The organism is Thermodesulfobacterium sp., from assembly GCF_030445475.1.
GTDB classification, from domain to species: domain Bacteria; phylum Desulfobacterota; class Thermodesulfobacteria; order Thermodesulfobacteriales; family Thermodesulfobacteriaceae; genus Thermodesulfobacterium; species Thermodesulfobacterium commune.
Genome location: NZ_JASUTP010000007.1, coordinates 1 through 18,976, shown reverse-complemented (window position 1 = coordinate 18,976; position 18,976 = coordinate 1). Strand labels below are relative to the sequence as shown.

Genomic DNA, 18,976 nt, shown 5'->3' with positions numbered 1-18,976 from the left:
TTATCTTATTTTTACCTTAATTTTTTAGAGGATAAAATAACCTCTACCTCTGCTTCACTTATTTTAAGCTGCTTAGCTATTTCTTTAGAACTTAAACCTCTTTCTGAAAGATAAAAAACCTGGTCTTTAACCGACCTATCTTTACCCCTTCCTTCTACTAAAGGTTTTGATGCCTTTTGAAGTTCTTCTAATTTTTTTACCAACTCTTGAGCCCTTTCTATACTTTCTTTGATTTCTTCCCATGGAAGGTCAAACACCTTTTTAAATTTTAGATAAAAAAACACAAACCCTGCTATCATCAGAAGATCTACCATCACGAGAATGATCAAAAAAGTAATAGTCAAACCACTCATCCTTAACCCCTAAACACCACTCCCTCTATTTCTATTTTCTGTGGCACTGGAGTTATTCCCTTTTTTTTGATTTCTTCTTTTAAATTTTCTTCTAATTCCTTTTTCTTGCTTCCATCAAACCAAACAGATAAAGGTACTTTTTGTAGCTTTTCGTAGAGAAATTCTCGGTAAGCTGTTTCTGAAAATACGATTTCTTTCATCGTGGTGCTGTTATCGAAATAGAACACCGCATCTACATTTAAATAATCTTTATTTCCTACAGGGATTAAAAGTTCTTTCATTTCAAGTTTATAGGGATAGTAAGTGTCTTTTTGTTCTATTTGAGAAATGATGATTTTAGAGACCTTTGAAGTTTCGGAGGCGTTTACAGGTGTTTTTTTCTCTACCGAAGATTCGGTTATTTCAGAGAGAGGCTCAACCTTAGAAGTTTGCTGAGGTTCTTTAGGTTCTTTAAAAAAGAAGATTTTAAATATAAAAAAAATGCCTGCCAAAAGAAGTACTGTAGACCCTAATATACCCCATATCCATGGATTTTTAAATTTTTCTAAATAACTTATTTTAGAGGGTTTAGGTGTCTTTTCTGAAGGTATTTCTTTAGAAACAGACTCTTCAGGTTTTTCTATCAATTCTTCTACTAATGTAGAGGCTTTTTCAGGAGGAAGAATTTCTTCTTTGGTTTTCTGTTCGACTTTTCCCTCCTCTTGTTTTTCAGATTGAGATGGTTCTTTTATTTCTTCTGAAGAAGTTTGTTCTACATCTTTTTTGATGTCTTCTAAATCTTTTTTTAGTTCTTCTTCCAAACTATCCTCCTAAAACTTTTTCTAATTTTTCCTTTAAAGTTTCAGGGGTAAAAGGTTTAACTATATATTGATTAACCCCGTGTTTAATAGCCTCTATAACGTTATCTTTTTGTGCCTCAGCTGTTACCATTACAAATATTGTATCTTTCAGATTGGGGTCATTTCTTACTGCTTTTAGTAATTCTAACCCATTCATTTTAGGCATATTCCAGTCAGAAATAATAAGGTCTATTTTTTCTTTTTTTAATAGTTCTAATGCAGAACTTCCGTCGTCTGCTTCAAAGATGTTTTTAAAACCCAACTGGGTTAAGATGTTTTTTATGATCTTTCTCATCGTGGCAAAATCGTCTACTACCAATACCTTTAAATTAGTATTTAGAGCCATACCCCCTATCCTCCTCTCTTGGACTGATTTAAAACACTTCTAAGTTTTATGATAGCTTGGTTATGAAGTTGAGAAACCCTACTTTCTGTACACTCCAAAACTTTTGCAATTTCTTTCATGGTAAGTCCTTCATAGTAATAAAGAGCCAAAACTAAACGCTCCTTTTCGGTAAGATGTTCTAAAGCCTTTTCAAGCTCCTCCTGTAATTCTTTTAAGGAATATTTTTCAAAAGGGTCTTCTTTATTATCTCCTATAAACTCAAAAATGTCCTCTTCTTCTAAATCAGGACTTCTCTGTTTAAAACTTTGAATGTCTATAAAAGTAATTCCTTTAATGTTTTCTAAAAGCTTATGATATTCGTCTAAACTTAAATTCATAGCCTCAGCAATCTCTGTTTCTTCTGGCATTCTTCCTAAATCTTTATATAAATCTTTTACTTTATTTTCTAATTCAGAAATTTTATCCCTTATACTTCTTGGTATTATATCTATTTTTCGAATTTCATCAAGCATCGCACCTTTAATTCTAAACTCAGCAAAAGTTCTAAATTTAACTTTTTTGGTAGGATCATATCGATGATAAGCCTCTATTAAACCTATAACTCCTGCAGACACCAAATCTTCTTTACTAATTACAGGCTGCCCTTGAAAAGAATATCTATTAGCCCAGTAGTTGATAGTTGGTAAAAACTCTTCTATCACCTTTTCTAAAGGAGGCTTTTGAAAAAGTACTTTATTAATAATCTTAGGAACCATACACTATCCTTTTTCGAGAAAGTTTTATCATAAAGACACTACCCTCTCTAAAAAAGCCTTTAACCCTTGAGAAGCTTGAGGATTGTATTTCATAAGTTTATAGGCTATTTCTTTAATTTTTAAACTGCAAGGTTTATCTGGACACAATAAAAGATAAGGAACTTGCGAACGGATGGCTTTTTTTACACATTCATCATATGGAATTCCTCCGAGATAGGAAAGCTTTATCTCAGGTAAAAATTTTTCTTGTACATAAAGTAGTTGCTGATAGATTTTTTTTCCATCTTCTTCTTGATTTATCATATTTACTACTAAATAAAAATCTTTAATACGATGTTTTTTATAGGCTACTTTTATCAAGGCATAAGCATCGGCTATAGAGGTAGGTTCAGGGGTACAGATTACTATCCTTTCCCCCCCTAATAAAAAGAAAAACAACACGTTTTCTGAAATACCGGCTGAAGCATCAAAGATTAAGTAATCATAATTTTTAAAAGCCTCTTCCATTTGCTCTTTTAGAAGAAGTTTTTGCATAGAAGTTAGATGGGTAAGCTCTACTACTCCAGATCCTGCAGGTATGATGTCGATGTTATAATCTGTGGAATAGATAATATCCTTAAGGCTCATTTCACCGTTTAACACATATCTTATATCATATTTCGGAGAAATACCTAACATAACATCCACATTTGCCAATCCTAAGTCTGCGTCAAAAATCAGTACCTTTTGTTGTAGTTGGGTAAGGGCTAACGAAAGGTTTATCACAAAGCTTGTCTTACCTACCCCACCCTTTCCACTAGCCACAGCTATGCTTCTCATAAAACCTCCTACTTTTTTATTTTATTCAAAACCCCTTAAAAAGAGTTTTATCAAAACATCTTCCTCAGCCTTTAACAAGTCTTCAGGCACTCTCTCTCCGTTAGAGATAAAGGTGAGAGGAGGGAGATTACTTTCTAACAACCAAAGTATAGGTAAACTATTTTTTATCTTATCTGTAAAGGTCAAAAATACACCCTCTACCGGAAGTTTTTCTATCTTTTCCCACAACCGTAAACCAAACTCAAAATGTTCTGTAGCCTTAACTACCCACTGGAACCTTAAAAACGGTAGCCTTTGCGCAAGTTCCTCTAAATCGTGAGTACTAAACTTTTTGTTGAGCCCTGGTGTATCTACTAAAATATAATCATATTTATTTAAACTTTGGGCTATTTCTTTAAAATCTTCTATGTCTACTATGTCAAAATCTATCTCCAAAAGTTCTGCTAACCTTTTTGTCTGGAAAGCGCCTCCTATTTTATAAGTGTCTAAACTTAAAACTAACACCTTAGCTTCATACTTATATTTATACCAAACAGCTATTTTAAAAATATTTGTGGTCTTCCCTACTCCACCCTCTCCTATAAAAACTTGGTATTTAGAATGAGGAACCACTCCTTTTTCTTTTATTTTAACAGAAATATACTCGGGAAGGTCCAGGTTTTTTTCAACCATTTCTTTAGCTATAAAAGCTGGTACTCCTTTTTCTAAGTATTTTAAGTAAGTGATATCTCTTAACTGGGGATGTAAAACTTTTTTTAAAAGCTCTTTGATTTCTTCTAAATCTTTCTTTAACTCTTGGTCAAGGGTATAAGAAAAGTTTTTAGACTTTTTGTCTTCGAGAGTCGGAGAGACAACAGGGACTTCTGTTTCTTCGATGGCTGCGGTAATCTCAAAAAAATCTCCTTCTGCGGTTTTTACCTTTTCTGAGTTCAAAATAACTGCATCTTCCCCAAATTCCTTTTTAACCTGATTTAAAGCCTCTAAAATCGTTCTCCCTCTAAACTTTTTGATCTTCATTTTTTATCCTAATCTCTCACTATTTTTACCACTTCTAACACATCAATTTGAACTTCAAAGGGTATTTCTGCTTGCGAAACTACTGGAACATAATAGAGACTTCTTTCTATTAATTTTCTAAGATGTCTTCTTATAGTAGGACTACAGATAATAACAGGAACTATGTTTTTTTGCCCTGCCCTTTCTACTGCTTGGGTTAAGGCTGCTACTATTTTGCTTCCTATCTTAGGGTCTATCATCAGAAAAACTCCTTGCTCTGTTCTTTGAAGTGATTTTCTTAAGGTTTCTTCTATATCATCTCCTACTACTAATGCAGGAAGCTTTCCGTCGATTAAGTATGGTTTTACTATATACCTGTTTAATTTTTGTCTTACATATTCAGTAAGTACGTCAGGATCTTTTATAGAGGGAGCATAGTCGCTTATGGTTTCAAAAATGGTAACATAATCTTTCAACGGAATACCCTCTTTTATTAAGTTTTGTAATACCTTTTGGATTAAAGTTAAGTTAGCATTGTTTAAACATTCTTCAACTATTTTGGGATAATATTTACTCACACTGTCTAAGATCCTTTGAACTTCTTGTTTAGTCAAGAATTCGTCTGCATGTTTTTTTACCACCTCAGAAAGATGAGTAGTTATAACAGTAGAAAGTGTAACTACGGTAAAACCTGTCATTTCTGCTTCTTCCTTTTGGTCCTCAGGAATAAAATAGGCTGTCATACCAAAAGTAGGCTCTTTAGTAGGAATGGCTCCAGAAGGAGGAGAGAGGTCAGGGGTTGAGGGAAGAGCCATAAGATAGTTTGGCATAAGCTCTCCCTTAGCTATTTCGACTCCTTTTATCAGTATCACATATTCTCCAGGTTTGAGACTTAAATTATCTCTTACATGAACAGAAGGGATCCTTATCCCTAACTCTTGGGCAAGATGTTTCCTTAAGTTTTTAATCCTTTCAAGTAAATCTCCTCCTCTGTTTTCGTCAGCAAGATAAATCAAAGCATATCCTAACTCTAAGGCCAGAAGTTCTACAGGTCTTATTTCTTCTAATTCAGGTGGAGCTTGTGGAGCCTCTTCTTTAGCTACCTCTTCAGCCTCTACCTTTTGCTGATTTTTATAGGCTACATATCCTAAAGAAAAAAGGATTACGCTAAAAATAAAAAGAGGTAAAAAGGGAATTCCTGGTATCAAGGCTATAGCTAAAACTATACCACTTGCCAACCAAAGTACCTCTGGTTTTTGGGCAAATTGCATTACTAAATCCTTACCAAGCCCTGCTTCTGCTGCAGCTCTACTAACCAAAATACCTGCTGAAGTAGAAACAATCAAAGCTGGAATCTGGGAGACTAATCCGTCTCCTATGGTGAGGATGGTATAAGTTTTGGCTGAAGTCGCAAGGTCTAAATCTTTTTGTAAAGTTCCGATAAGAATCCCTCCTATAATGTTAATAGAAGTGATAATAAGCCCTGCGATAGCTTCCCCTCTTATAAACTTAGAGGCACCATCCATCGCCCCGTAAAAATCAGCTTCCTTAGCGATTTCTTCGCGTCTTCTTTTGGCCTCTTTTTCATCTATTAGACCTGCGTTTAAGTCTGCATCGATAGCCATTTGTTTACCTGGCATGGCATCCAGTGTAAACCTTGCTGCTACTTCAGCAATCCTACCAGCTCCTTTGGTAATAACCACAAAATTTATCAACACCAGGATTAAAAACACGATAAAACCAACTATATAATTGCCCCCTACAACTACTTCTCCAAAACTTTTAATGATATAACCAGCTGCCACTGTGCCTTCATGTCCTTTAAGTAGGATCACCCTAGTAGTGGTTATGTTCATGGCTAACCTAAAGAGGGTGGTTAAAAGTAAAAGAGCTGGGAAACCTGTAAAATCAAGGGGTTTGTTAACTTGCATGGTCATGATTAGAATTAACACAGAAACAGAAAGATTAAGGCTTAAGGTAAGATCGATAAGATAAGGAGGAAGAGGAAAAAGCATGATCGCAAAAAGAACTACTATACCTAAAACAGCAAATATACTATAACGATCTGGAATGTATTTAACTATTAAACTTTTTTCCATCTGTTTACATCACCTTTTTGTTTTTTAGTTTATATACATAAGCCAAAACCTTGGCTATTACCTGATAAAGATCTTGAGGAATATATTCTCCTAAATCTACTTTTTCATAAAGAAGCCTGGCTAAAGGTGGATCTTCATAGATAGGTACTTTATGTTCTTTAGCGATTTCCTTTATTTTTTGAGCAAGAAAATCTTTTCCTTTAGCTACTACCTGTGGAGCCGGATCTTTACTTATTTCATATTTAAGAGCTACAGCATAGTGGGTGGGGTTGGTAATAATTACATCTGCCTTGGGTACCTCGGCAAGCATCCTTCTTCTTGCCATCTCTCTTTGCTTTTGTCTTATCTTAGCCTTAACTAACGGGTCTCCTTCAGTCTGTTTAATCTCTTCTTTTAACTCTTTCCTGGTAAGTCTTAATTTTTTATCTAAATCCCAACGAGCATAAAGCCAATCAAGAATTCCTAAAAACACAAGAAGTACCAAAAGCTTAGAAACGAAATCTTTTAAAAAAACTTTAAAACTAAAAGCTAAATAATTAGGAGAAACTCCAAAAAGTTTTAAGATATAAGGAAGATATTTTGTTATTATAAAATAAGAAATACCTGTGATAATGGCAAGTTTAACGATAACTTTTAATAGTTCAAACGCAGCGGTAAGAGAAAAAAGTCTTTTAAATCCTGAAACTGGGTTAATTCTGTCAAAATTTAACCCAATGGCTTGGGAAGCCAAAACTCCACCTCCGGTTTGCAAAAGGTAAACCAAAATCACCACAAAACAAAGGATAGAAAAGAAAGGTAAAAGAACCTTTCCTAATGTTTTAAGTAAAAAATGTGCCAGATATATCAAAAAAGATAAATTTAAATCTGTATAGTAGCTGTTTATACAGTGATAAAAAATTAGGTAAAACTGCTGAAAAAACAGGAAACTTAACAACATAAAGCCAAAAAAGCCGGTACCTAATACTGCTACTGAGGAAAGTTCACGGCTTTTGACAATCTGTCCTCTTTTTCTTGCTTCTTCTCTCCGTCGAGGCGTAGGCTCCTCTGTCCTTTCCTCAAAGAGTTCTTCTGGCATAGTTTTTTACCTCTTTACTTAAAATATATTAAAATTCCGTGTAGCACATTAAAATAATTTTGAAAAATGGGTAACATTATCTTAGGTAATAAAATCAACATAAGCCCCAAAAAGATTAATCCTATACCTATGGTTAGAGGGAAACTTACAAACATGATGTTTATCTGGGGTATCAACCTACCCACTATAGCCAGGCTTATATAAACCAGCATCATAAGTACCATCAATGGAGCAAGAAATCTTATTCCCAAATCAAACATCAATCGGCTTTTTTTTACCACCAAAAGCCCAAGGTTGTTGTCTAGCCAAAAGCTTCCAGGAGGTATTCTTTCAAAACTATAATAAATAAAACTTACTAAATAATGATGAAAGTCAAACGTAAAAAACACGAAAAGAAATATGATGTAGACAAACTGAGAGATTACCGGCAAGCTAAATCCTGAAAGAGGGTCTATGGTTTGGGTAATACCAAATCCCATCTGATATCCTACCAGTTCACCTCCTACCTGAATCCCAGCTAAGATAATCCTAAAAAGCAAAGATACCATAAAGATAAACAGAAAATCCGACACAAGCCATAAAAAGAGTTGATAGACGTTAAAAGACGAAGGGAGGTTTATCTTAATCACAGGGGTTAAAACCAAGCCTAAAACTAAAGAAAGGGTTATCTTGTTTTTAGTAGGAAAATAAACCGCCCCAAACACAGGAAAAAGCACAAAAAGAAGGAGGATTCTATAAAAAACCAAAAAAAACAGAAAAACTTGATTTTCGATAAATTTTAAAAGCTCCATACTACCTTTAACTAATCAAATTTGGAATGTTTAGAATTAGATTTTCAGTAAAGGAGATTAATTTTTTTAATAGCCAAGGCAAGGTTAACACAAACACAACAATAAGTGCCAAAATCTTAGGAACAAAAGTAAGAGTCATTTCTTGGATTTGGGTTACTGCCTGTAAGATACTGATAATCAAACCAACGATCAAAGCAGTAAGTAAAAAGGGGCCAGAAATTAAGATACAAAGTTTGATAGATTCTTTAGCTAATGTCAAAATGGTAGCATCTGTCATTTTTCTTACCCCTCCTTTAATGAAAACTTTTTACTAAAGACATCACAAGTAAATTCCATCCGTCAACCAGCACAAACAACAGAAGTTTTATCGGAAGCGAGATCATCATAGGTGGAAGCATCAACACTCCCATAGAAATTAATACACTTGAAATCACCACATCAATTACCAGAAAAGGTATGTATAATAAAAATCCTATCTGAAAGGCGGTTTTTAACTCACTTATCATAAAGGCTGGTACCAAAGTAAAAAAAGATACGTCATCAGGCGTTCTCGGACGCTCTTCTTGCCTAAGTTTGATAAAAAGTGCTAAGTCTTTTTCTCTAGTATTTCTTAGCATAAAGTCTTTAAAAGGTTTTTGAGCTCTTTCCAGAAATTCTTTATCTCCTATTTGTTTATTGAGGTAAGGTATAAAAGCTTGTTCATAGACAGCTTTAAAGGTAGGGGTCATGATAAAAAAGGTGAGAAAAAGGGCTAAAGAAATTAAAACCTGGTTAGGTGGAGTCTGTTGAGTACCTATGGCATGTCTCAAGATGGAAAATACTACCACCAATCGGGTAAAAGAGGTTAGCATCAAAAGAAGGGCTGGAGCTATAGATAAAACAGTAAGTAAAATAAGTACTTGTACGATAGTAGAAAACTGTTCTGGGGTTTTAGCAGTTTCAACCCCTATCTTAACTGTAGGTAAAGCAATGGCCAAAAAACTAACCATCATGCTTTATCTCCCCTAAAAGGTTAAACCCTTTATCTGAATATCCTACCAAAAATTTTTTACCTTCAACCTCTATTAGCAAAATTTGTGCCTTATAACTTATAGGTTTAACTGCTAAAACTTTGATCGGGCTTTCTGACATATTTTTGACAGTATATTTTTTATAAAAATGGAGGGCTATAGGAAATAGGCTTAAAATAAGCAGTAAGATTCCTATACTTTGTAAATAATAAAACCATTCCATAGACTAAGACCCCAGTTTTTTAATCCTATCTTGAGCACTGATAATCTCAGTAACTCTTACGCCAAACCTATCATTTACTACCACCACCTCTCCTTTTGCCATCAGTTTGCCGTTTACATAGACTTCTACAGGTTCTCCGGCAAACTTTTCTAATTCGATGATAGAACCTTGGTTGAGTTTTAGCAGATCTCTTATTAGCATTTTGGTTCTACCTATTTCTACCGAAATCTCTAGAGGTATGTCTAAAATAAATTCTAAGTCCGGATGTAAACCTCCTTTTTGGGTTGGGCTAAGTTCCTCAAAGCTGGCTGGCTGTGTAGGAGGTCTTTCTTTAACTGAGGGTTCTTTAGGTTGAAAAAGGTCGTGGGATGGCTCTTGAGAAACGGTTTGAACGCTTTCTTCTTGAGTTTCTGGAGTTCCAGCTTGAGCCTCTTTTAGAGCTTCTTCCCACATAGCCATCAAATCTTCAGGACTAAGGGATGTTTCTTCTTGGGTTTGTCCGTTAATCTTTTCTTCTTCAGCCATTTATTTTCCCCCTGATTTTTTATTTTTCTGTATTTTCTGGATTTTCTGAAGACAAAAATTTGTCTACCTGAATAGCAAGGTGTTTTTTAAAGACCCCTAATTTGCCTAAAATTTTAGGAACCCCTTCTATATAAACCTCTATAGGTTCTTCTATTTTTTTATCGAGAATTACCACATCTCCTACCTCAAGGTTTACTAAATCTTCTAAGGTAATGGTGCCTTTTCCTAAAATAGCTTTTAGTTGTACACTACTATTAAGAATGTAGTTTTCTAAGTTCTTTTTCCAGGTTAAGTCTATATATTCTTCTAACTGATAAGGAGAATAAAGCTTATCTTTTATTGGTTGTAAGGTGCTTAGAGAATAACAAAAGAGTATTTTACCGCTGAGAGATTCAAGCTCTAACGTATAACCAGTAACTACCACAGTTTCTTCAGGCATAAGTACCCTTGCAAACTGTGGGTTTACTTCACCTCTAATATATTTAGGTTTTACAGGATAGATGTTTTTCCAAGCCTTTTCTAACTCGTTAAAAATAAGGTCTACCACTTTTTTTAAAAGTCGTTGTTCTATTGGAGTAAACTCTCTTCCTTCAACCTTGATATGTTTCCTTTCTCCCCCTAAAAACCTTTCAATAAACAGGAAAGCCAAAGTAGCATCTATAATAAGAAGAGATTGCCCTTTAAGAGGTTCTAATTTAAAGATATGGATGGAGGTAGGTACAGGAATTTTGTTTAAAAAATCTTTGAACCTTTCCATCTGAAGGGGTAAATTCGAGATATCCAACATTTCTCTTAAAAGCGTAGAAAGCTGCATCCTTAAACTTCGAGCAAGTTGTTCGTTGATAACCTCAAGCCCTGGGATCTTAAGACGGGTAGATATGGTATAGTTTCTAAAGTCGAAAGGCTTAGCCTTAACCTCTTCTTTGACCTCTGGGGTAGTATCTATCTTGCCTTCAGAAAGTCCAGAAAGTAACGCATCTATTTCATCTTGGCTAAGTATTTTTTCCATAACTACTCCACTATGTATTGGGTTATGTAAACGGCTTGTAAAATTTCATCTCCTAAAGCTTCGTTGATCTTTATCAAAAGATCTTTTTTTATCGTCTCTTTAGCCTCTGGCTGAATTACCTCTTCTGGGGTTTTACTACTAAGATAGGTGATGATTACGTCTCTTATCATCGGTTCTTTTGTTTTAATCTCTTCTTCTGCCTTTTTATCCGCTACCCCTAAGGCTAACCTTACTTGAAGATATCGTTTACCTGTAGGGTCCAAGAGGTTTACCACCACTGGTTCCATAGGATAGATAACCTTAACTTCAACCTTTTCTTTTTTAACTCCTTTTTTTCCTTCACCCTTTTCTTCTCCTTTTTTACCCATCAAAAACAAAACCACCCCAGAAGCCAGAGCTATTATCAAAAATCCTACCACCAAAAACAATAGAAATTTCTTTTTTCCTCCTTTTTTCTCAGATGCCTGCTTCTCCGCTCCTTCTTTAACCTCTTCTGCCATAATTCCCTCCTAATTTTTTAGAAATTTTATCAAAAATTATGCCAAGTTTTCATGGATTGAATTTTGCTAAAAACATTCAGGTTTTTCTTTGCTTCTGTCAAAAAATTAACATAATTGTCAAAAAACTTATAAAACAAGAGTTTTTAAATAAAAAGATAGTGAGTTTATTAAATATGACAAGTGATTTATGAGATAGCGGTGAAAAAGGGATGGCGGAGGGGGCGGGATTCGAACCCGCGGTACGGGTTTTAGCCCGTACATGCGATTTCCAGTCGCACCCCTTCGTCCACTCGGGCACCCCTCCAAAACTCGTTTACATTTTAAAGCCTAATCAAGGTTTTGACAAGAGGTATTTAGAACTTTTTTAAACCAAACTTTAAAATAGAGACTACCAAAAAGATTTTTAATAGGTCTCCGTAGATAAAAGGTAGACTTCCTATGCTCAATAAAACCTTTAAGTCAGAAATTTTTAAAACCCAGCCTAACCAAACCAGTCCCAAAAGATGAATAACCCCGAAATTTGCTAAGGTTAAAAGCAAAACCAATCCTGAAAAACTTTTAGCCCATTGAAACCTATAATATATCAAACTAACCATTAATGCTGCAGGAAGAAAACCTAATAGATATCCTCCAGTAGGTCCTAAAAATGTTAAAAAACCACCAGTTAACCCTGCAAACCATGGGAGCCCTAACCCACCTAAGAACAAATAGAAAAAATTAGCCAAACCACATCTAACAGGAGAAAACAAAAGAGCAGTCATAAAAACCCCAAAGGTCTGAAAGGTTACCGGTACAGGAGAAAAAGGAAGATAAAACTTAAGGTTAGAACAAATACCTATCAAAAGAGCTCCTACTAGTCCCCAAAAAATTTCTACCTTAATATTACTTTGTTTAGATACTTCTAAACTTAGAACTAACATCTCTAAAGTTCGTTTCATAATAAACCTCCTGATTGTAAGATAAGATTTTTAGTTAACTTAATATTATATCCTGGTTAACCAAAATTTAAAGATACCTTTCTAATAAATTTAAAATTTTTTCTGTAGCTCCTGTTTTAGAAAGATATATTTGGTAGGCTTTTTCAGATAAGGCCTTAAGTTTTTCAGGATTTTTAAGAAGATGATGTAAGGTTTCAGATAAATTTTCTGGTTTAGTTTGAATACAGGCTTCTTTTTCCAAAAATTCTTGGATAAAAGGAAAGTTTTCCATAGACGGGCCAAATATCACCGGTTTTTTCCAGTAAAACGCTTCTAAAGGATTTTGCCCTCCATGGGGGATAAAACTTCCTCCTATGATAGCTAAGTCTCCTATTCTGTAAAGACTACCCAAGATACCTATCTGGTCTATAAGAAGGACACATCTTTTTACTTCTTTCAAGTCTGAAAATTCCTTAGATAAAGCGCTTAGGCGATAAAGTTTTACATCTTCCAAATTATCTAACATCAGGTTTAACCGTGAAAACACCTCGTCAAATCGTTCGGGATGTCTTGGTACTATAAGCAAGGTACCTTGGTTTACTGCTGAAAGAAAAGCCTTGGTTATAATTTCTTCTTCAGGATGGTGGGTGCTTCCAGCAATAACAACCGGTTTTTTAACCCAACCTTCCCAAAAAAATTCCACATAAGGAATTTCAAGGTCAAACTTGGTATTGCCTGTTACTACGATTTTTTCTTCTTTTACTCCCAGAGCTTTAAATTTTTCTTGATAAATCTTATCTTGTACTACTACTAGAGTAAGCTTATCAAGAACTTTTTTGAAAAAAAACTTTACTTTTTGATAGTTTTTAAAGGATTTTTCACTGAGACGTGCGTTTACTAAAAAAACCGGAATTTTTTTAGCTGCAGTATGAATAAGATTAGGCCAGATTTCTGTTTCAGCGATGATTAAAGCCTTAGGATTAAAAGCCTTTAAGGTTCTTTTTATCGCAAAAGGACAGTCTAAAGGGAGATAGATAGTTTCTACCGGTAATCCTTTAAACCGGTCTTTAGCCACTTTTTGTCCGGTATCGGTAATCGTGCTTAAAAGGATGTTATAGTTTTTAGAAAGTTTTTTAATAAGAGTAGAAAGGGCGATAACCTCCCCTACAGACACACAATGGACCCAGATAAAAGAACGAGAAGAATGGGTGACTTTTTGTTTAAAAATAGCAAATTTATCTCTTAACCATTTTAATCTTAGATTTCGTGGACGTTTTAAAAACTCTCTTGGTAAAATAAGGCCTGCTATCAGATAATAGATAAATGTATAAACCCAAAGCATAACTTAAAGCATAACTTAAGGTTTTCCTATAAAAGCTATTTGTACTCCTCGCTCCTTTCCATGATAACGATGGGACCAATAAACCTTATGCAAACATCTTGTACAATCCTTTGACACCCAAACATTTTCCTCAGGAATACCCAAACATAAAGCTTGATAAAAATTGGCCTTTTCTAAATCCAAATAGACTTTACCTTGGTTATGTTGAATAACCTCATCATAAAAAGATAAGTTTTTTCTTAAAGCATCTAAAACTTCATCTTTTATTTCGTAGCAACACACTTTTATATGTGGGCCTATTGCTAAAAGAATTTCTTCAGGTTTATACCCTAGAGAAAGTATCTTTCTAAGGATTTTTTCTAAGATTTTAGACACAGTGCCTTTCCATCCAGCATGAATAGCACCTACTATTCTACGGTCTTTGGTTGCTAAAAGCACCGGGACACAATCTGCTGTTTTAACCCCAACAAAAAGCCTTTCTTGGTCTGTAAGCACTCCGTCACCTTCTAAAGAAAAAATCTCTGGAACCGAAGACCCATTCCAAAGGGTTATGAAAATGTCGCTATGTACTTGTTTTGGTAAAAACCAACGATAATTACTGATTTTTTTTAAAGAAGTAAAGTTAAATTCTTTAGAAAGTTTTTTAGAAAATGCAGCCAAGATGTTGATATTAAGAAAATTTTCTGGAAAAATAAGATCAGTTTTTAAATGATTGACAAGTTCTAAGATTAGTTGTTTTGACATCGTTCAAGGTCTTTTAAGAATGATAAAAGTTGTTTTTTTAAGTTTTGGATAGCCTTACCTCTATGGCTTAAACGATTTTTTTCTTCTGAAGGAAGTTCTGCTGCAGTTTTTTGAAATTGGTATTCAGGTACTAAAAAAATAGGGTCGTATCCAAAACCATAAGAGCCTTTAGGTTTAAAACCTATTCTGCCTTCCCATACACCTTCTGAAACCAGATATTTTCCGCAAGGATGATAAAGAACCAAGACACACTTAAACCTTGCGGTTCTTTTTTCCGGAGGCACATCAGCTAACTCTTGAAGAAGCTTTTGGTTGTTCTTTTCATCATTTGCGTCTTCTCCAGCATAGCGAGAAGAATACACCCCAGGTGCACCGTTTAAGGCATCTACTTCAAGTCCAGAATCGTCTGCAAGACACAAACATCCGGTTTTTTCAGCGTAATACTTAGCTTTAATCAAAGCGTTTTCTAAAAAAGTTTTTCCTGTTTCTTCAGGAGGGGTGATTTCAGAAAAATCTTTAAGACTTTTTACTTCTAAGTTAATTTCAGACTTTAGATCTTCAAGGGCTTTTTCTATTTCTCTAACCTTACCTAAATTAGAAGTAGCTATAACTAAGATTATTTTTTGGCTCATATTCCTAACACCTCTTTTTGTTTGTTAATCAGTTCTTTAATACCCTTAAAGGCAAGGTTTTTCATCTGCTCTAAGTCTTCCCAGGTAAACAAACTTTTTTCAGCACTTGCCTGAATTTCTACTATTTTCCCAGACTCAGTCATAAAAAAATTAGCATCTACCTCAGCAATTATATCTTCTTGATAATCAAGGTCTAAAAGAAAGTTTTCTCCTATCTTACCTACACTAACCTCCGCTAAGAATTCTAAAACCGGAGAGGTGGAGAGAACTCCTTTTTCTATAAGCTTTTTAACCGCTAAGGTTAAGGCTAAGAAAGCGCCTGTAACTGAGGCAGTCCTTGTTCCCCCATCTGCGTTTAAAACTTCGCAGTCTATCCAGAGGGTTCTTTCTCCTAATTTTGATAGGTCTACCACCCCTCTTAAAACCCTGCCTATAAGCCTCTGTATTTCCATAGACCTACCTTTTCGGCCCATAGTTTCTCTGGGGGTTCTTTCTAAAGTAGCCCCAGGAATAAAGGCATACTCTGCGGTAATCCAACCTGTTCCTGTACCCTTAAGAAAAGGGGGGACCTTTTCCTCTAAACTTACCGTACAAAGTACCTTAGTGTTGCCAAACTCAACCAAAACAGAACTTAACGGATTCTTTAAAAAATCTATCGTAAACTTTACCTCTCTAAGTTGGTCAAAAGCTCTTCCATCATGTCGCATCATAACCCTCCTGGGCTAAAAAGATTACCTTTTCCTATGGAATGAGGAGATATGCATTTTTTTAAACTACCTTCCAACTTCAAATCTTCGTCGTAATAGATGGTTATGTTCTTTTTTCTTAAAACACACATTTTACCATATAAATCCTTTCCTAAAAACAGTTTTTCAAAAGTTCTCTCTCCTAAACCACACAACCATAATCCTTCTTTTAATTTACCAGTAAGTTTATCTTTCATAAGAGGTTTGGCTAATTTGGGAGATTTGGCCAATAAATCAAAAAATTTTTCAACCTCAGAGGATTCTTGGACAGTCAACCCGTACCAATCGTCTAACGAAGGATTAAACTCAAGAATACAAGAAAGCTTACCATCAAGATTGACAAAGTTTGCATGACAGACTTCACATCGGTATTTTGAAAGGGTTTTCTGGTTATGGGTTTTTTTACTGAGATTTTGATGACAATCTAAACATTTTATTTTATTACGACCAAACATTACTTCTTCTTTTTTATGACAGTCTGTACACACCAATCCTTTTTCGTAGTGTATACTTTTTAAAAGTTGATAGGCTTCAATTCCGTAAGGCCTTTCAGGTGGTTTTCCTTCAACAAAAGGTGAACGATAGTCCTCATACCAATTATGAGGGGAATATCCTAAGTAATCCCAACCTATGTAACTGCTATAATGACAGGATAGACAATGGTTTATGGTAGGTTTAACAATGGAGTGATTTAATAGGTCGAAATGGCAGGCTAAACAGCCTTTACCTCTTCGGGTGTTTTTATAGTCTTCACCTTCATAATCAACGTGGCAGAGCAAACATCTTCTACGTAAAAAATCTATAACCACCGAGGTCTTATCCAAAGGTTTTTCATAATTAAAGGTTTTAAGTTCCTGTAAACTAATGTTTTTATATATTCCAAAGGCCTTTAGGGTATTTGAGATCATCGTTTTGTAGGTGTAATGTAAAGAATTTTTAAACCGGTCTAGCTCAAGTTTATGACAACCTGAGCAAACCTGATAAACTACCAAAGAGTCTGGGTGTTTTAAAAAATTTTGATGAGCTTCCTCTTTAGAAAAAGCTTTGCTGTTACCTTGATGACATTTAGTACAATCTATTTGTTGATGAAGTTTATCAAAAGATATTTGGTTATGACAATCTGTACATCGTTTGATTTTAGGTTGGTTAGCACAACCAAAAAGGAAAAAACTCAAAAATATGGTTAAAAAAAACAGCTTTATGACTGACACAGTCTATAAGCCACTTGGTCAAGGAGCTGACAAACTTGGTTAGAACTTTTTAAAGGTTTCCCTAAAACTTCTTCCCAAATCCTTTCGCCTTCCATACAAAAATAAAAGGTTATTTTATCTTCCACTTCTTTTATGATTTTAGCCAAACTTTGAAAAAGTTTTTTTCTGAGGTCTATAAAGTATCTCTTTTTTAAATCAAGGCCTTCGATAAACTCATAAGCATAGATTGAGGTTTGAGGAAATCTTTCTTCTGCGATGTATTTTAGCTCTTTAGGGTATCTTAAAGCTCCTAAACTTATCCAGGCAATCTTTTCCCATGGTATTGCGTTTAAAACCTTTTCTAAAACTTGAGGATATTCAGCCTCTGCGTTTTCGTAAAAAATGATTGGGTCAAAGTGAAAGGCTACTGTAAACCCATGTTTTATCGCATATCTTGCGCTTTCAATTCTCTGTTCCAATGAAGAGGTTCCGTGTTCTTCGGTGTTTATAATAAATGGGGTATTTAAGGACCAAGCAAAAATAATTTTAGGGTCAGATTTAAATTTTTTAAAGTAATTTTCTTTAATAAAAGCCTTAGTTTTTAATTCAAGTACAGCAAAAGGATTTAACGTTTCCCAAAAGTTGATTAATTTTTCAGAAACACCCCCAAAGGGTTCCAAAACCATACTATCTGCAAACTCTCCTGTTCCAATTCTCAGTACTCTTTTTTCTTTTCTGGCATTATTAAGAACTCTTTCTAATTCTTGAAATCCATCCTCGACAACATTAGCCCAAAGTTTTATGCCCGGGCGATTTAAATAAAGCTGAAGAATACAATAGGTGCAGTCAAACAAACATCCTTCAGCAAAATGAAAGATTTTATAACCACAACAAAGATAGTTTTTAGTTCCAGGACAATCTCTGAAAAACCTACCCTTAAACCTTATCAAAAAAAGAAATCTTTTACCTAAAGAAACAAGCTCTGCCTGGGAAGCCCAGGCTTTCCATCGAAAATCTTCGTAAGTAGGAATAACCTCATAAGGATATTTTTTTATTATTTCCTGGGTTAAATAATAAGAAAAAGCTTCTTCTTCTACAAGAATTTTCATTACTTAAAGATAATCTTTTATCAGTAATTCTGCAATCTGAACCGCGTTGGTGGCTGCACCCTTTCTTAAGTTATCTGCTACTATCCATAAATTTAAACCATTTTCTATAGAAAAGTCTTCTCTGATCCTTCCCACAAAAACTTCGTCTCTTCCTGCAACCTCTATCTGAAGTGGATAAACCTTTTTTTCTGGATTGTCAAAAACTACCACTCCGGGAGCTTTTTCTAAAAGTTCTATAGCCTTTTCTACAGTAAGTTTTTTTTCTGTTTCTATGTTAACAGCTTCAGCATGTCCATAAAATACAGGCACTCTTACCGTGGTAGAGGTAACCCTTATGGTATCGTCTTCCATGATTTTTTTGGTCTCCTCTACCATCTTCATCTCTTCCTTAGTATACCGGTTAGGAAGGAAAACGTCTATTTGGGGTATACAGTTGAAAGCAATAAACTGAGGAAGGGCTTTAGGCTCTGGCATAGGTTCTCCCATACACCAAGCCTTAACCTGAGCTTCAAGTTCAGCTATAGCCTTTTGCCCTGCCCCTGAAACTGATTGATAGGTGCTTACTACTATTCTTTTAATTTTTGCATAATCATGCAATGGTTTTAGAGCTACCACCATTTGAATGGTAGAACAGTTGGGGTTAGCAATGATACCTTTGTTTTTATATTGGGCTACTGCCTGAGGATTTACCTCTGGAACTACTAAGGGCACCTCAGGGTCCATCCTCCAGGCACTTGAATTATCTATAACTACCGCACCATCTCTTGCAAACAGAGGAGCATAATCTAAACTTCTTTGTCCGCCTGCTGAAAAGAGGGCAATATCAATTCCTTTAAAGCTTTTGGTCTCTTCTAAAACTTCCACAGGTATCTCTTCCCCTTTAAAAGGAAGTTTTATACCTTTAGACTTAGGAGAAGCAAAAAATCTTATATTTTTTACAGGAAAATTTCTTTCTT

At 34.9% G+C, this 18,976-nt stretch carries 23 protein-coding genes and 1 tRNA gene; all 24 read right to left on the bottom strand.

Annotated features, from left to right (window positions below; genetic code table 11):
• Nucleotides 1–11 precede the first annotated feature (11 nt).
• Nucleotides 12–353 (bottom strand): hypothetical protein, encoded by a 342-nt coding sequence (locus PWP26_RS03805; RefSeq protein WP_301398982.1) that lies wholly within the window; start codon nt 351–353, stop codon nt 12–14.
• A gap of 2 nt (nt 354–355) precedes the next feature.
• A complete protein-coding gene (locus tag PWP26_RS03800) occupies nt 356–1,153 on the bottom strand; it encodes a hypothetical protein (RefSeq protein WP_301398981.1) in 798 nt (265 codons plus the stop codon).
• Nucleotide 1,154: 1 nt separating this feature from the next.
• Nucleotides 1,155–1,538, bottom strand: coding sequence for a response regulator (locus PWP26_RS03795; RefSeq protein ID WP_301398980.1), 384 nt, complete (start codon nt 1,536–1,538; stop codon nt 1,155–1,157).
• A 5-nt stretch (nt 1,539–1,543) separates the two neighbouring features.
• Nucleotides 1,544–2,293, bottom strand: coding sequence for a FliA/WhiG family RNA polymerase sigma factor (locus PWP26_RS03790; RefSeq protein WP_287568231.1), 750 nt, complete (start codon nt 2,291–2,293; stop codon nt 1,544–1,546).
• Nucleotides 2,294–2,320: 27 nt separating this feature from the next.
• Complete coding sequence (locus PWP26_RS03785) at nt 2,321–3,112, bottom strand: MinD/ParA family protein (protein WP_287568232.1); 792 nt, start codon at nt 3,110–3,112, stop codon at nt 2,321–2,323.
• Between the two features lie 21 nt (nt 3,113–3,133).
• A complete protein-coding gene (locus PWP26_RS03780; protein WP_287568233.1) occupies nt 3,134–4,129 on the bottom strand; it encodes a hypothetical protein in 996 nt (331 codons plus the stop codon).
• Nucleotides 4,130–4,137: 8 nt separating this feature from the next.
• Entirely contained in the window at nt 4,138–6,207 is a 2,070-nt protein-coding gene (flhA, locus tag PWP26_RS03775; protein ID WP_301398979.1) for a flagellar biosynthesis protein FlhA, read from the bottom strand.
• Nucleotides 6,208–6,211: 4 nt separating this feature from the next.
• Nucleotides 6,212–7,282, bottom strand: a complete 1,071-nt coding sequence (gene flhB, locus PWP26_RS03770; protein WP_301398978.1) for a flagellar biosynthesis protein FlhB — start codon at nt 7,280–7,282, stop codon at nt 6,212–6,214.
• A 14-nt stretch (nt 7,283–7,296) separates the two neighbouring features.
• The gene (locus PWP26_RS03765) at nt 7,297–8,073 is read right to left on the bottom strand and encodes a flagellar biosynthetic protein FliR (protein ID WP_287568236.1); all 777 of its coding nucleotides are present in this window, start codon (nt 8,071–8,073) and stop codon (nt 7,297–7,299) included.
• A 7-nt stretch (nt 8,074–8,080) separates the two neighbouring features.
• Nucleotides 8,081–8,350: a flagellar biosynthesis protein FliQ gene (fliQ, locus tag PWP26_RS03760; RefSeq protein ID WP_287568237.1), complete on the bottom strand. Its 270-nt coding sequence runs from the start codon at nt 8,348–8,350 to the stop codon at nt 8,081–8,083.
• A gap of 16 nt (nt 8,351–8,366) precedes the next feature.
• Nucleotides 8,367–9,065 carry a flagellar type III secretion system pore protein FliP gene (fliP, locus tag PWP26_RS03755; RefSeq protein ID WP_038061173.1) on the bottom strand — a complete coding sequence of 233 codons (699 nt, stop codon included), beginning with the start codon at nt 9,063–9,065 and terminating at the stop codon, nt 8,367–8,369.
• Entirely contained in the window at nt 9,055–9,306 is a 252-nt protein-coding gene (locus PWP26_RS03750; RefSeq protein ID WP_022855128.1) for a flagellar biosynthetic protein FliO, read from the bottom strand. Before PWP26_RS03750 ends, fliP begins: the two co-directional genes overlap by 11 nt.
• Nucleotides 9,307–9,309: 3 nt before the next feature.
• On the bottom strand, nt 9,310–9,831 hold the full coding sequence (gene fliN / locus PWP26_RS03745) for a flagellar motor switch protein FliN (RefSeq protein WP_301398977.1): 522 nt from the start codon (nt 9,829–9,831) through the stop codon (nt 9,310–9,312).
• Nucleotides 9,832–9,850: 19 nt separating this feature from the next.
• Nucleotides 9,851–10,840, bottom strand: coding sequence for a flagellar motor switch protein FliM (gene fliM, locus PWP26_RS03740; protein ID WP_301398976.1), 990 nt, complete (start codon nt 10,838–10,840; stop codon nt 9,851–9,853).
• Nucleotides 10,841–10,842: 2 nt separating this feature from the next.
• Nucleotides 10,843–11,340 carry a flagellar basal body-associated protein FliL gene (gene fliL, locus PWP26_RS03735; protein WP_038061178.1) on the bottom strand — a complete coding sequence of 166 codons (498 nt, stop codon included), beginning with the start codon at nt 11,338–11,340 and terminating at the stop codon, nt 10,843–10,845.
• 210 nt (nt 11,341–11,550) lie between these two features.
• Nucleotides 11,551–11,644 (bottom strand) — tRNA-Ser (locus PWP26_RS03730).
• A gap of 49 nt (nt 11,645–11,693) precedes the next feature.
• The gene (locus PWP26_RS03725; RefSeq protein ID WP_051754455.1) at nt 11,694–12,278 is read right to left on the bottom strand and encodes a biotin transporter BioY; all 585 of its coding nucleotides are present in this window, start codon (nt 12,276–12,278) and stop codon (nt 11,694–11,696) included.
• A gap of 67 nt (nt 12,279–12,345) precedes the next feature.
• Entirely contained in the window at nt 12,346–13,599 is a 1,254-nt protein-coding gene (locus PWP26_RS03720) for a 3-deoxy-D-manno-octulosonic acid transferase (RefSeq protein ID WP_038061179.1), read from the bottom strand.
• A gap of 15 nt (nt 13,600–13,614) precedes the next feature.
• On the bottom strand, nt 13,615–14,343 hold the full coding sequence (gene pgeF / locus PWP26_RS03715) for a peptidoglycan editing factor PgeF (protein ID WP_051754456.1): 729 nt from the start codon (nt 14,341–14,343) through the stop codon (nt 13,615–13,617).
• Nucleotides 14,328–14,975, bottom strand: a complete 648-nt coding sequence (locus tag PWP26_RS03710) for an XTP/dITP diphosphatase (protein WP_038061181.1) — start codon at nt 14,973–14,975, stop codon at nt 14,328–14,330. Before PWP26_RS03710 ends, pgeF begins: the two co-directional genes overlap by 16 nt.
• Nucleotides 14,972–15,682 carry a ribonuclease PH gene (gene rph, locus PWP26_RS03705; RefSeq protein ID WP_301398974.1) on the bottom strand — a complete coding sequence of 237 codons (711 nt, stop codon included), beginning with the start codon at nt 15,680–15,682 and terminating at the stop codon, nt 14,972–14,974. Before rph ends, PWP26_RS03710 begins: the two co-directional genes overlap by 4 nt.
• Complete coding sequence (locus PWP26_RS03700; RefSeq protein ID WP_038061185.1) at nt 15,682–16,932, bottom strand: hypothetical protein; 1,251 nt, start codon at nt 16,930–16,932, stop codon at nt 15,682–15,684. Before PWP26_RS03700 ends, rph begins: the two co-directional genes overlap by 1 nt.
• A complete protein-coding gene (locus tag PWP26_RS03695; protein WP_038061186.1) occupies nt 16,920–18,020 on the bottom strand; it encodes a spore photoproduct lyase family protein in 1,101 nt (366 codons plus the stop codon). The genes PWP26_RS03700 and PWP26_RS03695 overlap by 13 nt, the downstream gene beginning before the upstream one ends.
• Before the next feature lie 3 nt (nt 18,021–18,023).
• Nucleotides 18,024–18,976, bottom strand: a 953-nt coding sequence (locus PWP26_RS03690) for an aspartate-semialdehyde dehydrogenase (protein ID WP_301398973.1), incomplete at its 5' end; no start/stop codon positions are given.